Genomic DNA, 14611 nt, shown 5'->3' with positions numbered 1-14611 from the left:
CATGGCAGATCAACCGAGGCGGCCGCGCACGCTTGGCGATGCCAGAACGGAAGCCGAGGCGGCGTTCAAGAAGGTGACGGCGAAGGTCGCCGCGCCGCCGCCCAAGCAAAACGCCGTTCCCGGCATCAAGGAGCAGGTCACGCTGCGGATCGACCAGGACGTGCTGGAGTTCTTCCAGGAGGGCGGTCCCGGCTGGCAGGACCGCATCAACGAGGCGCTGCGCAAGGCGGCGGGGAAATAGGCTCCGACCCGGCATGTCGGACCAGCGGCGTCTCGCCGCGGACTGTGACATCCGCTTGGCGCGCATCCCTATCCTCGTCATTGCGAGGAGCTCTTGCGACGAAGCAATCCAGACTTGTTCCGCGGAAAGATTCTGGATTGCTTCGCTGCGCTCGCAATGACGGAATATGCTGCAACACCGTCCATACCAACGAAAAAGCCCGGCGCGAGCCGGGCTTTTGTCTTCTGAGATCGGCGTCCGTCTCAGCGGCGGAACATGCCACCCATCATGCCGCCGACGACGCCGCCGACGAAGGCCGCGCCGGCCGCATCGCCGGGATTGCTGCGTGGCTGGGGAGCCGGTGCGGGCGCGCTGCTCTGAGCCGGGGCGGTAGCGGCGCGGCGAGCGGCCTTCTGGCTGGTGTCGCTCGCCGTCGCCGGGGCAGCCACGACTTCCGAGAGCAGGGCCTTGTGCTGGTGCTTATTGAGGTAACCCGACGAGGGATAGCCGCGCGCCGTCTGCCAACGCTTGAGCACCGACCGGGTCTCGTCGTTGAATGTGCCGGTCTGGTTGATGTCGAAGCCGAGCGCCGTGAGCCGACGCTGCACGTCGCGGCGCTTGTTCTTGTCGAGGCCGATCTGGTCCTCGGTGACTTGGGTGGCCTCGTCGGTGAAGGTCGCAGGGTCGACGCCGGCGTTCAGCGTGCGGGTCGCGGTCGAGGGGCCGCTCTTGATCGCCGCAAGCCGAGCCAGCGCCAGCGCCTTGAACTGGCCGTTCGGGTAGGCGGTGAGGTAGGCGTTAAGCTCCTCGGGCTTGTTGGACTCCTTGACCGAGCGCCAATATTCCAGCTCGACGCCGTCCGAGCCTCCGGTCGCCGCCGGCACGATGCCGGTCGCGGTCGGGGCCGCAGCGGCAACCTGGGTGGTCGGGGCCTGATTGAGGTAGACGGAGCCGGTCAGGTTGGTGTGGCCCCAGGGCAGCTGGCCCTTGCGCGTCTCCTCATTGACCTGAGCGCGCACCGACGTCATCGCCTGCTGGATCTCGACGCCGGGCTTGGTGATGTTGTCGATCAGCGCACGCGTGAACGGGCTGTTATTGCCCTCCTGGCCGTCGAGCGCGGTCTGGCCCGGGCCGGTTGCGAACGCGATCAGCGTGCCTTCGCCGGACTTCATCTCGGCAAGGCCGCTCTGGACGTTGACGCTGCGGGTCGCCGAATTCGACTTGATCTTGGCGGCGAACGGATTGTCGCGGCAGGCATCGAGGAAGACGAGCTTGACCTTGGCATCGCCCATGGTCTGCTCGAGCGTCAGGTCGATGTTGATGGCGGCGCCCAGCTTGACGTCCATCTCCGACTTGATGTCGGCGTCGACGGGCAGCAGGTAGTTGGTGCCGCTGACAGCGATGCCGTGACCGGCATAGTAGAACAGCGCTATGTCGGAGCCCTGCGCCTTGCGGCCGAAATCGAGCAGCTTCTCCGTCATCTGGTCGCGGCTGAGATTGGAGCCTTCGATCACCTCGAAGCCGACATTGCGCAGCGTCGAAGCCATCGCCTTGGCGTCGATCGGCGGGTTCGGCAATTGCGCGACGTTCTTGTAGGAGCCGTTGCCGACCACGAAGGCGACGCGGCGGTCGGCCTTGGCGGCACTGACCGACAGTGCCACGCACATCAGCGAAGCGAGGAGGGTGAGATAGCGCATTCTGAAATCCCCAGAATCGAATTGCAGGCAGCAACAAATTGGCAACGAACCTACACGAAGTGCCCGACTTCGCGCCACCAAAACGGCAGTCCGTTGCGGCAACCCGCTGCTGTGTGGCCGAATGTGCACGATGGAGTGTCGCTCCAGCGTGATCCAAATCACACGGCCACTTGGTTTTGTCGCGCGGGGCGGCGCCAGGTTCACCGTGCGCGGGCGGGAACCGGCGAAGCCGGCTTCAAGTTAAGGAGATTGCCGAACAGGATCAGCGCGGCGCCGAACACGGTCCAGGCATCGAGCCGTTCGGAATACAGCAGCCAACCAGCGGTTGCGGTCAGTGGAACCCGCAGGAAGTCCATGGGAACCACGATCGTCGCGTCGGCGTAGCGCATCGCGCTTGCGAGGCAATAATGTGAGAACGTGCCGCAGACGGCGATCACGCCGACCCAGGCCCAGACATAGAGCGATGGCCAGGTCCAGACGAAAAGCGTCGGAACGAAGCCTGCGACCGACTGCACCACCAGCATCCAGAACAGGATCGAGAGCGCGCTCTCGGTGCGGGTCAGCGATTTGACCTGCGCCATCGAGACGCCGAATCCCATGGCCGCGCCAAGCGCGATGAGCTGGCCCGGATTGATCTCCCCGGCCGCCGGTCGGACAATGACGATGACGCCGACGAGGCCGAGCACGATGGCGGCGATCTTCCACGGTGTCATCCGCTCGGACAGGAAGCTTGCCGCGAGGAGGGCCGTCCAGATCGGCATGGTGAACTCGATGGCCACCACTTGGCCGATCGGGATCAGCGTCAGTGCGAAGAACCAGCCGAGCTGCGCAACATAGTGCACCAGATTGCGGGCGACATGCTGCGGCAGGCGCGACGTCTTGAGCACCTTCAGGCCGCCGGCGCGGTAGATGATCGGTGACAGCAACACGAAGCCGGCCAGCGACCTCACTTCCATGATCTGAAAAACATTTAGCTCGCGCGTGGTCTCGCGCCCGGCCACCGCCATGACCAGCATCAGTGACAGCCAACCGGCCATCCACAGTGCAGCCATCATTTTCGACGGTGTGGTGCTCATTTGCGGCGGGTGGAATACGAAGGGGCGGCCGGTATCGGCGACATTGCCGCCGTTTGCAACGGCCAAATCTGCGGATGCAGCGATGCAGGGCGGCGTGTTAAGGCATCAGCCGAACAACAACGAGAAACATCGGGAGAGATTGCCCATGCGCATCCTGCAGCCGGCCGAGTGGAAAAAACCGCGCGGCTTTTCCCATGGCGTCGTGGTCGAGGAGCCGGGGCGGTGGGTGGTTCTGGCCGGACAAACCGGCGGCGACGAGGCGGGCAATTACGCGCCCGACATGGCGGCCCAGGTCGCGACTGCGCTGAAGCGGATCGTCAAGCTGCTGGGCGAGGCCGGCGCCGGCCCCGAGCACATCGTCCGCCTGACCTGGTACCTGACCAGCCGCGCCGAGTACGAAGCGGCAGGTGCCGGCATCGGCGCGGCCTGGAAGGAAACGCTCGGGCGCAATTTTCCGCCCTCGACGCTGCTCTATATCGGAGGCCTCGTGGACGAGCGTGCCAAGGTCGAGATCGAGGTCACGGCGTTCGTGCCCGGCACATAAATTTCGACCCGGCGGGGTCGCCGGATCGATCGTCGCATCACCCGGCGTCTTACTTAGACATCGAGATGCTGGCCCCGCGGAACTGGCTGTCCGCGCGCATCGTGACGTTCTGCTTGTTGCCGGACGTCTTCAGAGAGATGTTGGCGTTGAAGCCGGCGGTGGAGGCCACCAGCTCGTAATTTCCGCCGGCGCCGCGGCCCTGGAGCGAACCGGAGATATTGCGGCTGGTCTCGGACCAGCTCCCTGCAATGGCGCCGCCTTCGGCCTTCACGTTGGCGCCGAGATTGAACTTGTAGGCATCGCTGGCGCAGGTCAGCGACATCTCCATGGTCGGTCCGATCGGGGCGTATTTGGCCCGGCAGCGGATCCGCTCGGTGGAGCCGTCATCCAGCGTGACCGTACCAGCGCCGCTCCAGCTGCCCGCCAGCGGGGCGAACGGGCCGGACTGGGCCTTGCTTTGGGTATTGGCGATCCCTGCCGCAAACAAAACGGCGGCCGCGATCAGCAGCCGCCGGTTCCGGGCGCGAGCCTCAATTGACTTATTGGCGCGATGCTTCCCACCGCCCGCTGCACGGTATGCCTGCAGATGCTCCATTCCACTTCCCCGATCCGGCGTTGCCGCTGAGTTGACCGTTGGCATATGCACCATTGATCGAAACTTTCACAAGTCCCCCACTGCCGATGGTGCCGGAAACGTTAGCGCCGGGCGCGGTGATCTTGCCGTCGGCAACCGTCAGCATGGAGCTTGCGGTCGGCTCGCACGAACCGCTCTTGGTCACGATGGTGACCTGCCAATTTCCGTCATAGGGATTTTGGGCGAAGGCGGGGGCGGCGAGGGTGCCGGCGAAAACTGAGGCGGCACAGAACGCCGCAATGCGACCAAAACGCATGAATTCGTCCTTGAACGTGTCTGAGATGCTGACGCTTATTCGGACGAAATGTGACGGAAATTTGTTGCGATGCCAAAACGAAAATTGTTCCTGTGGGAACAATGGTTTATTGCCCTTTTGGCTTCGATTTCCGAAGTGGAATCAGAGGCCCCTCACGTTAAGGGTAAACGTCAGGACGACTCGGGAAAACCTGACTCAGGGAGCTTGGCCTAGGAGAGGCTCGGCGCGGAGGTCGCGAACTGCTCGTCCTGGGCCTTGGCGGGCAGCGCTTTGTGAACCTTGGCGTAGTCGATCACGTCGGCCAGCAGCTTGAGCCCGAGCGGCGCCAGCGCGCGCTCCCAAAGCTCCCGTGCGGTCTCGCCCTTCTTGACGAAGCACCAGTCCTGGGCGGCGATTGCGCCGGCGTCCATGCGGTCGGCGAGATGGTAGATCGTGCCGCCGGCGATCGGGTCGCCTTCCTTGATGGTCCATTCCACCGCGGCCTTGCCGCGGTGGCGCGGCAGCAGCGAGGGATGATAGCCGATCCCGCCGAACCTGGCGGCGGCGAGCGCATCCTTGCCGATCCTGGCATGGCTGTGTGCGGTGATGATCAGATCGGTGTCAGGGGCGATCTCGGAGGCGACCACCAGCTTGGGATTGGCTTGCACCTCCACCTCGATGCCCGCCGCCTTGGCTGCCGCGGCGAGGCGGTCGTCGGCGTCGGCCACCACGACCCGGACGACCGAGACGCTGTGCTCCCGAAGCATGTTCAGGGTGGTCACGCCGAAATGGCGGGAGCCGACGAGGGTAATGCGCATGGGTGTCCGATCCGTCTCGCAACTGCGTACATCCCCCGATAACACGTCCGCACGCCCTGTCACCACCCGCGCAACGTTTGCGAGGGTTATCAACAATGCGCCAGGCGCCGGTTGCGTGAACTCTGGGATTGCGCGGTCGAGCTGTCCGGTGCTTCCATCCGGGCATGACACCGGCTTGGGAGCGAGCGCATGCGCAGCATCGGTTTTTTCGTCGTCGCGACACTGATGGCGGCCACTTCGGCCCAAGCTGGCGGGCCTTACCCGGCGGTCCCGCCCGAGACCGGGGTCGCGCCATCAATAGGGCCGGCTTGGGACGCCTACCGTTGCGCGCAGGGTCCAGTGATCAATTTCTATCATGGCGCCTATTACGGCGAGGAGCCGCCTGCGCTCTATCGCGGCTACGCCTACCGGCCGTACTATCGTTACCGGGCCTATCGAAAATTGCCGCGCACCTATTTCTGCGTCATCGACGAGAGCACGTGACGGGTTCCTGTGTTTCGTTCTTAACAGAGATATCTCGGATTGGCTGATAGAGTGCGCCAACCGGGGCTGGCGACATTTCAACCCGCATCCGTTTTCGAACCCGGCTTTGGCCGCTGGCGTCACCGCCGGCGGCCTTTTCATGCTACGCATCACGAAATCATCGAACGGTAACACGATCTCAACCAGCTTGGCGTATCGACGAATCCGTCGCGGATTTGTATTGCGTACCGCGACACTGAAATCGTCCGCCGGCGTGGGCGCGCCGCCGGGCCGTTTCGCCGGGACAGATTTCATGCCGAACGCGATCGAGCAGATCGTCGACGCCTATGTGCGTCTGAAGAACCGTCGTGGACTCGACGAGCTGATGATGCACAGGCAGCGGCTCGCAGTCGATCTGAAGAGCCGGTCCGGCTATGATTTCAGCCTGCCGATCGGCCAGATCAACGAGGAAATCGCGATCATCGAGGCGGGGCTCAGCCGGCTCAAGGCGGAGAATTCCACGAGCTAGAAAGTCTGCATCGTGCACTGGATTCGGCGCTGACGCATTGTCGCAGCCCGAGCCCGGTTCATGCAGGGTTCAGGCCGGCCAAGTCTCAATGGCCAAGTCGTTTCGTGGGACGCGAACCTGAGAGGCTTGTCCCAGTGATTTGGAGGAATCGTCATGATCGAGCTTGCGCTGGCCGGCCTGCTTGCATTCGCAACCGTGCCTGCAGCATCGACGGTGCCCACGGTGGAGCAAGTTCAATTCAGAGGCGGTCCCGGCGGACAATGTCCGCGCGGCTATGATTTCAACCACTCGAACGGCCGCTGCTATCCCAACGAGCATCACGCGCCGGGTGTCTATACCCGCGATCCCGGGCCCCGTTACGGCGGCGAGCTCTGTCCGCGCGGCTACGATTACAATTACACGAACGGCCGTTGCTATCCAAACGGGGCGCATGCGCCCGGTGCTTATGGCGCTCCCGAACACTACGGACGACGCGGCGAACTTTGCCCGCCCGGCTTCGATTACAACTATTCGCGCGGACAATGCTTCCCGAACAACGCCCACGCGCCTGGCTTGTACGGCCGATAATCCGTCGCCCTGGTAAGGGGCGAGCTTAGTCGCGCCGGCCACCATCGATGACCGTGAACAGCGGCCGCGCCGGCGTCGGCTCGACCAATAGCTCCTCCACCAGTGCGGTCGCCGCATCGACATATTTGCGCGTGGGCTTGTCGAGAGGGCGCTTGGCCTCGTCGTCGAGCGCGACTTTTGCGGCCTCGACCAGCTTGCGCATGCGTGCCGCATGGTCGTCGCCCGCGGTCAAGGTCGCGCGCGCCAGCGAGCGCAGCACGAACAGCTCGCCCTCGAGGCGGAGCAGACGGTCGTTGAGCCTGGTCAGGACGGCGTTGAGGTCGGCCATGGTGTCCGAAGCGGAGGGGTCCGTCCTGATCTAGCCGCGATCGGTGAACGGAGTCCAAACGGCGCCGGTGCAATTCGGCCGATCCAGCTCACCGCGGGCGGCTTACCACTCGATGCCGGCCCAGCGCCTCCCGAACACGGGCGGCTTCGTCTTCACGGCCTGCCAGCCGAAGAAATGATGCTTGCCGGACCAGGCGTGCACGACGCCGTTGCAGATGCCGCATTTGAAGCTGCCGCTGTGGGCCTCACTATGCTCCTCTTTGGTCGCGGTGTAGTTCATGCCGCAACTCGCACAGGTGAATTCTTCGATCGTCCAGATGCTGTTGGCCATGGTCCGGAATGCGTTTCGGTGACTGCGAATGGAAGGTAGTCACCAGCGTTTTCAGCGGCGTAAACCGGCGCCGGGAAATCCGGTTAATGGGCGTTAGCCAAGGCGGGTTGGAGTGCGGCCGATGCGGTATCCGGCAGCCGGTCGTCTTGACGCCAGATGCGTTGCTGGCAATAACGGCTGAGCCCGCAACCGCGGAAGTTGCGTTTATGCCGCAAGGAAAGCTGTGCCCGTGAAAAGCCTCCGTCAGCTGCTGACGGGAGAGGACGTCATCCAGCTCGTGATCCGGCTCGGCCTGCTGGCTCTGCTGATCATCTGGACCTTCCTGATCATCCGCCCCTTCGTGCCGATCCTGGCCTGGAGCGGCGTGCTGGCGGTCGCGTTCTATCCGGCGTTCAGCTGGGTTGCCAAGATCCTGGGCGGCCGGCCCAAGACCGCAGCCGCGATCCTGACCCTGATCACGCTGGGCATCGTCATCGGTCCGGCGACCTGGCTCGGCATCAGCGCGGTGGACGGCGTGCGTGAGCTGGCGCACCAGCTCGGCACCGGCGACCTCGTACTCCAATCGGCCCCGGAGCAGCTCAAGTCCTGGCCGCTGGTCGGCCCCTGGCTCTACGAGCTCTGGGACCAGGCCTACAACAACGTTCGGGCGGTGGTGCGCGAGGTGGCGCCGTATCTCCAGCCGCTGGCCGGCCCGCTGCTCTCGCTCGCGGGCGATGCCGGCGTCGGCACGCTCCAGTTTCTCGTCTCGGTGTTCGTGGCGGGCTTCCTGTTTCCGCATGGGCCGCGCCTGGTCGCCGCCGGCCGCGGCTTCCTGTTTCGGATCGTGCCGGAGCAGAGCGAGCATTTCCTCTCGCTGGCCGGTGCGACCATCCGCGCCGTGGCGCAGGGCGTGATCGGCGTCGCGATCGTGCAGGCGCTGCTCGCCGGCATCGGCTTCAAGCTCGCCTCGGTGCCGAGCGCGGGCCTTCTTGCCTTCATCGTGCTGCTGCTCTCGATCGTGCAGATCGGTGCTTTCCTGGTGCTGCTGCCTGTCATCATCTGGATCTGGACCGCAAAGGACGTCACCACGGCGCTGCTGCTCACCGTGTTCTTCGTGCTGGTCGGCTTCATCGACACCATGCTGAAGCCGCTCGTCATGGGCCGTGGCCTGACAACCCCGACCATCGTGATCTTCGTCGGCGTCATCGGCGGCACGCTGGCCCACGGCATCGTCGGACTGTTCATCGGACCGATCATCCTGTCGGTGGCCTGGGAAATGATGATGGCCTGGATCAGGACCGAGGACCGGGCGGAGCCGGGGAAGGGTTGATCTCGCCCCGCCAGCGCGGTGTCAGCCGCCCCATGCCGGATAGCTCGCGGCCTGTGATCAAGGCGCGCCGCTAACTTGTCTGTTCGACTAGACAAGTTACCATTGGGTCGATTCTGTTTTCGACAACGGCAGCAATGGCGAAGTCTTCCAAGCTGGTCGCCGCCAGGCGCGGCAAGGTATTGTTGGTCAGACGCCGGTCGGACGGCCTGTGGATGTTTCCGGGCGGCCGCAAGCGAGCGCGCGAGTCGGAGAAGGACTGCCTGCGGCGGGAGATCAAGGAGGAGCTGCCCAAGCTGAAGCTCGGCAGGATCAGCCTCTGGAAGGAAGTGAAGACGAGGAACAAACGCTCCGGCCGCAAGATGAGCGACGCGATCTTCATCGCCAAGTCCGCCAAGGGCAGGCTCGCGATCGGCGACAAGAAGGAGATCGACCGCGCCGCCTGGCAGAAGCCCCGCGGCATCCGCCTGACGGCGACCTCGCGCTACATCCGCGACCGCCTGTTTCCCCGCAAGCGGCGGCGAAGCTGAGCTGCTAGTCCTCGCGCGTCGCCGATCGCGTCCGCCCGGCGAATCTCCGCGACTGCGCCACCTGCGGCTCGGGGGCCGTCAGCTTCGCGGCCTGGAGCTCCCGCATCTCCTTGCGGACCTGGCGCGCACTGCGCATCGCCCGCTTGATGAAGGGATGTTGAGAATCCTCGGCGAAGAACAGCACGACTTCGCAGCTCGGACATTGCCTGGAATAGCCGTCCTGCAACCGCCCGGCGCGATCGCGAAACACGTTCTTGCACCGCGTGCACTGAATCTGGACTGAACTCATGCGCGGATGACAATCACTTTGAAGATGGATCGTCAGCTGATCCGAAATGTCTGAAGAAAGCTTGAATGCCGTCGTGGCAGGCTGCCGGCAGACATCGCGCTGCCGCGCCATTTGCCCGTCGCGGACGACGCCGGTTGGAACAGTTGGCCAGCCGTTATTGCTTGGCCGCCATCGTCTCCAGGCAATGGTTGAGAAAGGCGGTGCGATCCCTCGGCAGCACCTTCTCGAGATCGGCCTTCAACGCGCATTCGCGCTGACGCAGCTGCTCGGCCCGGCGCTTCTCGGCGGCCTCGCGGTATTCGGGAGCGACCTTGTTCGGATCGACCAGCGGCTGTGCGTGGGCGGGGACCGTCGCGAGCAGCGCGACGGCGCTGATGAAAATGAATGGTTTCAAATGAGCCTCCGTCAAAGCGGACATCCTAGCGCGCGGCGGGCGCGCGCTCAAACCGGGCGATGCGGTAGCCCGTTCCGGAAGGTCGGAGTGGTCTGATCGGCCGGTCTTGGAACTCTCATGGGCGTGTGAACCAGTTCACAAGCGCGCGGTGAAACCGCTGCTATGAAGACGTCATTGCTTAACCGATTCATTTTGAACGAAACGCCCCAGCGTGGCTCCAAGCGCTGGGGCTTTTTCGTGCCTCCATTCTCCCGACCAAGAGCCAGATCGTCGGGATCGGGCCGCCGTCTCGAACGTTGCCGGGGAGGGGTGCGTTCGCAGGGCAAATCCCATATGCATGGCGGCGAGCTGCCGATTCGAGGATCAAGGCGGCTCGCGTTCAGTTTGCGGCGATTCAAGAGCAGAAGCGGGATCAAGTGAGGCTTTCCAAGAAGGCAGGCGTGACCAAGAAGCCGCCGAAGAGGAGCAAAGGATCGCAGCGCGCCACGATCTCGTCTTCGTCGCCTCTCGGCATGATGGCCCTTCATCTGCTTGCGCAATGGAAGCAGTCCGGACGCAGCGGCATCGTCTTTCTCGCCGAGAGCGAGAACAGGGCGGAGCGGCTCGGCAGCGTCATTCACGCACTCGAGCCCTCCTGCGAGGTGCTGGTGTTTCCGCGCCTCAACACGTTGCCGTTCGATCAGCTGGAGCCGTCGCATGAGCTTGCGGGGCGCAGAGCCTCCGTGCTCAGGCGCCTCGCGAAATCCAAGAAGCCGGTGTTTCTCGTATCGACGGCGGAAGCGGTGATGGAGCGCATGCCGCCGCCGGCCAGCCTGTCGCGCCTGAGCCTGAGCTTGAAGGTCGGCGGCACCTTCTCCGAGCACGACCTCGAGTCCCGCCTCGAATCCCTCGGTTACGATCTCGACGATGAGCCGGACTACCCGGGCGGGGCGCTGTTCCACGGCCAGACCTTCGAGATATTTCCGGCGGGCGCGCTGGGGCCGTTCCGGATCGAGCATTCCCAGCACACGATCAAACGGATCGTGGCGTTCGACCCGCATGAGCACAGGATCATCTTCGAGACCAGGGAGCTGCTGGTCGATCCCATGTCGGAGCGGCTCGGCCTTGCCGGCAAAGGCGGCAAGCGCGGGAGCCTGTTCGACTATTGCGCGGGCGCCAAATGGATCGCCGATGCAAGCGTCCCCTCGCACGCCGACGGATGGCTCGATACGATCGAGGAGGCCGCGCCCCGCAGCGAGCGGCAGCGCGAATATCTCGGGCGGAGCGATTGGAAACGGCTCTCCAAGGGGATGAAGGTGCTGCCGCGGACGGCGCCGTTCCAGGCCATCCCGGAGTTTTCGAAGCTGACATCCTCCCGGAAGGCGTTGCGCGGCTTCGTCGAGGAGACGCGCCGGGCCGGGTCGCGGCTGATCCTGATCGCCGCGCACGAGGACGATCTGCGCGTGATGGAGCGGATGAGCGGCGTCAAGGCGGAGCGCTGCGAAGACTGGGAGGAGGCGGCGCGCGGTCGGGGTGGCGAGGCGGCGCTGCTCGCCGATCTCGATGCCGGCTTCGTCGTGCCGGGGAAGAAGCCTCTGGTCGTGGTGACGGCGTCCGACGTGCTCGGCAGCCGCGCGCATCATCCGCAGCCGATGGCGCGCGCCTGGAGCGCGGCCTTCGACCATGCCGATGCGCCGGAGCAGGGCACGGTGGTCGTTCATCTCCAGCGCGGCCTTGCCGTGCTCGACGGCCTGCAGACGGTCAACACCGGCGGCGGCGCCATGCGCGAGATGATCCGCCTCAAGTTCGCCGGCGACAATGCGGTGCTGGTGCCGCCGCCCGATCTCGCCTTGATGTGGCCCTACGCGGCCGAGCTCGGCAGGCTTTCGCTCGACAAGGCGGACGGCAGCACATGGTGGGCGCGCCGCAGCGAGGCCGAGCGCGAGATCCAGATCGCGGGCAAGGCGCTCGCCAAGCACATCAGCCAGCGCCGGCGGCGGCGCGGCGAAAAGCTGGTGCCGCCGGGATCGGCCTACGAGAAGTTCGTCGCGCGTTTCCCTTACTTCACGACCATCGACCAGGCCCAGGCGATCCGGGACGTGCTGGACGATCTCGCGTCCGGCCATCCGATGGACCGGGTGATCTGCGGCGACGTCGGCTTCGGCAAGACCGAGGTCGCGCTGCGCGCCGCGGCCGCCGTGGTGCTGTCGGGCAAGCAGGTGGCGGTCGCGGTGCCGACGACGGTGCTGGCCCGCCAGCACGTCGCAACGTTCCAGAAGCGCTTTGCGCCGTTCGGCATCGAGGTCGGCAACCTGTCGCGCGCGACCTCGGGCGCGGCGCTGCGGGAGACCAAGGAGGGCCTGCGCAGCGGCCGGATCAAGGTCGTGATCGGCACGCAGGCGCTCACCGGCAAGGACGTCAGGTTCGACGATCTCGGCCTCGTCATCGTCGACGAGGAGCAGCATTTTGGCGCAGCGGAGAAGGCCAAGCTCGCAGGGCTCGCCAAGAACGTCCACGTGCTGATGATGAGCGCGACGCCGATCCCGCGCACGCTGGCCGCCGGTCTTGCCGGCTTCCGCGATCTCAGCGTGATCGCCTCGCCTCCGGTGCACCGGCTTCCGGTGGCGACCCGGATCGCGCCGCTGTCGGATGCGGCCATCGCCTCGGCGCTGCTGCGCGAGCAACGCCGCCACGGCCAGAGTTTCCTGATCTGCCCGCGCATCCAGGATCTCGATCCCATGCTGGCGCGGGTGCGGGCCGTCGCACCGGACCTTCGCATCGTCTGCCTGCATGGCAGGCTGGCGGCCGACGAGATCGATGACCGCATGATGAGCTTCGTCGAAGGCCATGCCGACGTCCTGCTCGCGACCAACATCGTCGAGAGCGGCCTCGACATTCCCCGCGCCAACACCATCGTGGTGTGCTGGCCGGAAAAGTTCGGCCTTGCCCAGCTGCACCAGCTGCGCGGACGCGTCGGCCGCGGCGGCATCCGCGCCTTCGCGCATCTGCTGACCGAGACGGAGTCCGGACAATCCGAGAAGCGCCTCGCCGTGCTCGAGGAGTTCAGCCGGCCGGGCGCCGGCTTTGCCATCAGCGAGCGCGACCTGGATCTGCGAGGCGCGGGCGACTTGTTCTCTGAACAGCAATCCGGCCACGTCCAGGTATTCGGGCCGGTGCTCTACAGCCACCTCCTGAAAATGGCTTCGGAGAAGACCGACGAGCAGCAGGCTGCACTGTGGGTGCCCGACCTCAACCTGCCGGTCGGGGACATGCTGCCCGAGAGCTATGTGCAGTCCGAGCCGGTGCGGCTCGAGCTCTATGCCCGCGCCGCACGATGCAACGACGAGGACGATCTCGACGACCTCGAGGAGGAGACCTCCCGCCGCTTCGGACCTTTGCCGAAAGTGGCTCGCGACTTCTTCGCCGCGGCCAAGCTCAGGATCGAATGCAAACGACGCGGCATCATCCGCCTCGACGTCGGCCCAGAAGCTGCGGCCGCGACGTTCCTGCCAGGACGCTTGCGGAAGTCGCGGGGCAAGTCGCTGCAGCGGGATGGCGACCGCGTCGTTTATCACGCCAAAACGCAGGAGGCGCCGTTCGAGCGGGTGGAGGAGCTGTTCGAGCTGCTGGACGAGGGGTGAGGGGCTCGCGCGTTCGTCAGCGCGGACAGCTGCGAATTCGTAGCGGAAGCCCTGTTCCACCATTATAGTTAATTTGGGCGTGGCGAAGGAGATTGTCCGATGTCACATGCCATTCCTCCGGTCATTGTCGCGATTGTCGCAAGCTCATGTCTGTTGGCTCTGGCGCAAGCGGGCGGCGCAAATGCCGGGCCCGCAGGAGCGGGCATGGGAACGGGACCAGGTAGCGCTGGCGGCTCGGCACCTTCTGGAATGGGGACGAGTGCGGGCAATGCCGGTCCCTCAGCGCCTCCAGGGATGGGGACGAAGGACACCGCGCCCGGAGATCTGGGCACCAACAGCGAGCCGACCAATCCGAACGTTCAGCCGGCAACGCCCGCGAAGTCGCGGGCGGCAGCTCAGGCCGCGAGAAATGCCGGGGCTGGTCACGCTCAAAATGGCCTGCCGATCGGCGCGATCGGGAGCGGCACGAGCAATGAGGATCAAAAGGCCACTGGTTCGGCGTTGTCCCAAAACAGATTCCGGCCGGCAACACAGGCTCAAGGAAGCGCCAATGCAGTTGGTCTGTCAGGGAGAGGCTCGAGCCTTTCGGACCAGGTCAATCGGCCGCGAGCCGCACGGGCTGGAGACAAGGTGCTGGATGCCAAGGCCCGGGTCGAGCGACGAACGACCGTGTCGCCCAAACGCGTTACGAGCCCGACAGGGCCAGGTTTGTAATCTGCGAGCGAAGGGCGAACAGACAGGCTCGGCGCATCGCGCCCGATCACAAGCCCGGTGCGCGAAGCGCCATTCGGCGGATGGAGGAGCTGTTCGGAGGGCTGGACGAGGCGGAGAGCGCCTCAAAATGCGAAAACAACCCCATGCACAGTAGCTAAGTGCTTCTACCATAAGGCTCGGCTCTGCATCGGCGGAACGCGACCAGTGGGGCGGCTCTACGTCACGCCGCGTGTCTCGACGACGTGCCTCCGTTTGACCCGTCGGGCAAAACAGTGGTATTACGCCAACTTCGGAAAATCCGTTGTACGGTCTGGCCGC

The 14611-nt window shown here is 65.0% G+C and carries 17 protein-coding genes; 8 read left to right on the top strand and 9 right to left on the bottom strand.

Going from position 1 to position 14611, the window contains the following annotated elements; all coding sequences use genetic code 11:
• Position 1 precedes the first annotated feature (1 nt).
• The gene (locus AB7M16_RS02205; RefSeq protein WP_172783722.1) at positions 2–241 is read left to right on the top strand and encodes a BrnA antitoxin family protein; all 240 of its coding nucleotides are present in this window, start codon (positions 2–4) and stop codon (positions 239–241) included.
• 242 nt (positions 242–483) lie between these two features.
• On the opposite strand, the gene AB7M16_RS02200 is transcribed toward AB7M16_RS02205, so the two are convergent.
• The gene (locus tag AB7M16_RS02200) at positions 484–1917 is read right to left on the bottom strand and encodes a caspase family protein (RefSeq protein ID WP_453943019.1); all 1434 of its coding nucleotides are present in this window, start codon (positions 1915–1917) and stop codon (positions 484–486) included.
• A gap of 200 nt (positions 1918–2117) precedes the next feature.
• On the bottom strand, positions 2118–2993 hold the full coding sequence (locus AB7M16_RS02195) for a DMT family transporter (protein WP_172783825.1): 876 nt from the start codon (positions 2991–2993) through the stop codon (positions 2118–2120).
• Between the two features lie 145 nt (positions 2994–3138).
• On the opposite strand from AB7M16_RS02195, the gene AB7M16_RS02190 reads away from it, so the two are divergent.
• Positions 3139–3537, top strand: a complete 399-nt coding sequence (locus tag AB7M16_RS02190; protein ID WP_453943018.1) for a RidA family protein — start codon at positions 3139–3141, stop codon at positions 3535–3537.
• 49 nt (positions 3538–3586) lie between these two features.
• Here AB7M16_RS02190 and AB7M16_RS02185 read toward each other — a convergent pair whose 3' ends face one another.
• The 3 genes from AB7M16_RS02185 to AB7M16_RS02175 all read right to left on the bottom strand — a co-directional run bounded on the left by AB7M16_RS02185 (position 3587) and on the right by AB7M16_RS02175 (position 5224).
• Entirely contained in the window at positions 3587–4132 is a 546-nt protein-coding gene (locus AB7M16_RS02185; RefSeq protein ID WP_172783725.1) for a hypothetical protein, read from the bottom strand.
• Positions 4077–4427, bottom strand: coding sequence for a hypothetical protein (locus AB7M16_RS02180; RefSeq protein ID WP_453943017.1), 351 nt, complete (start codon positions 4425–4427; stop codon positions 4077–4079). Before AB7M16_RS02180 ends, AB7M16_RS02185 begins: the two co-directional genes overlap by 56 nt.
• A 209-nt stretch (positions 4428–4636) precedes the next feature.
• Positions 4637–5224 carry a formyltransferase family protein gene (locus AB7M16_RS02175; RefSeq protein ID WP_172783727.1) on the bottom strand — a complete coding sequence of 196 codons (588 nt, stop codon included), beginning with the start codon at positions 5222–5224 and terminating at the stop codon, positions 4637–4639.
• Between the two features lie 189 nt (positions 5225–5413).
• Here AB7M16_RS02175 and AB7M16_RS02170 point away from each other — a divergent pair, with 189 nt between their 5' ends.
• The 3 genes from AB7M16_RS02170 to AB7M16_RS02160 all read left to right on the top strand — a co-directional run bounded on the left by AB7M16_RS02170 (position 5414) and on the right by AB7M16_RS02160 (position 6782).
• Complete coding sequence (locus AB7M16_RS02170) at positions 5414–5707, top strand: hypothetical protein (RefSeq protein ID WP_212257141.1); 294 nt, start codon at positions 5414–5416, stop codon at positions 5705–5707.
• A 292-nt stretch (positions 5708–5999) separates the two neighbouring features.
• The gene (locus tag AB7M16_RS02165; RefSeq protein ID WP_172783826.1) at positions 6000–6215 is read left to right on the top strand and encodes a hypothetical protein; all 216 of its coding nucleotides are present in this window, start codon (positions 6000–6002) and stop codon (positions 6213–6215) included.
• A gap of 153 nt (positions 6216–6368) precedes the next feature.
• A complete protein-coding gene (locus tag AB7M16_RS02160) occupies positions 6369–6782 on the top strand; it encodes a hypothetical protein (protein ID WP_453943016.1) in 414 nt (137 codons plus the stop codon).
• 25 nt (positions 6783–6807) lie between these two features.
• Here the strand turns inward: AB7M16_RS02160 and AB7M16_RS02155 are convergent, their stop codons facing one another.
• Both AB7M16_RS02155 and AB7M16_RS02150 read right to left on the bottom strand, forming a co-directional pair.
• Positions 6808–7110 (bottom strand): hypothetical protein, encoded by a 303-nt coding sequence (locus tag AB7M16_RS02155; RefSeq protein ID WP_027575377.1) that lies wholly within the window; start codon positions 7108–7110, stop codon positions 6808–6810.
• Positions 7111–7212: 102 nt separating this feature from the next.
• The gene (locus tag AB7M16_RS02150) at positions 7213–7440 is read right to left on the bottom strand and encodes a hypothetical protein (protein ID WP_172783730.1); all 228 of its coding nucleotides are present in this window, start codon (positions 7438–7440) and stop codon (positions 7213–7215) included.
• A 229-nt stretch (positions 7441–7669) separates the two neighbouring features.
• Here AB7M16_RS02150 and AB7M16_RS02145 point away from each other — a divergent pair, with 229 nt between their 5' ends.
• Both AB7M16_RS02145 and AB7M16_RS02140 read left to right on the top strand, forming a co-directional pair.
• Complete coding sequence (locus AB7M16_RS02145; RefSeq protein WP_373569495.1) at positions 7670–8749, top strand: AI-2E family transporter; 1080 nt, start codon at positions 7670–7672, stop codon at positions 8747–8749.
• 134 nt (positions 8750–8883) lie between these two features.
• A complete protein-coding gene (locus AB7M16_RS02140; protein ID WP_172783732.1) occupies positions 8884–9276 on the top strand; it encodes an NUDIX hydrolase in 393 nt (130 codons plus the stop codon).
• A 4-nt stretch (positions 9277–9280) separates the two neighbouring features.
• On the opposite strand, the gene AB7M16_RS02135 is transcribed toward AB7M16_RS02140, so the two are convergent.
• On the bottom strand, positions 9281–9526 hold the full coding sequence (locus AB7M16_RS02135) for a hypothetical protein (protein WP_306557883.1): 246 nt from the start codon (positions 9524–9526) through the stop codon (positions 9281–9283).
• Positions 9527–9719: 193 nt separating this feature from the next.
• Positions 9720–9959, bottom strand: coding sequence for a hypothetical protein (locus AB7M16_RS02130; protein WP_172783734.1), 240 nt, complete (start codon positions 9957–9959; stop codon positions 9720–9722).
• Positions 9960–10471: 512 nt separating this feature from the next.
• On the opposite strand from AB7M16_RS02130, the gene AB7M16_RS02125 reads away from it, so the two are divergent.
• Positions 10472–13579 (top strand): DEAD/DEAH box helicase, encoded by a 3108-nt coding sequence (locus tag AB7M16_RS02125; protein WP_453947115.1) that lies wholly within the window; start codon positions 10472–10474, stop codon positions 13577–13579.
• Positions 13580–14611: the final 1032 nt, after the last annotated feature.

Source organism: Bradyrhizobium sp. USDA 372 (assembly GCF_053629095.1).
Note: the sequence above shows the minus strand (reverse complement) of the source record. Positions and strands in the feature narration are given on the sequence as shown.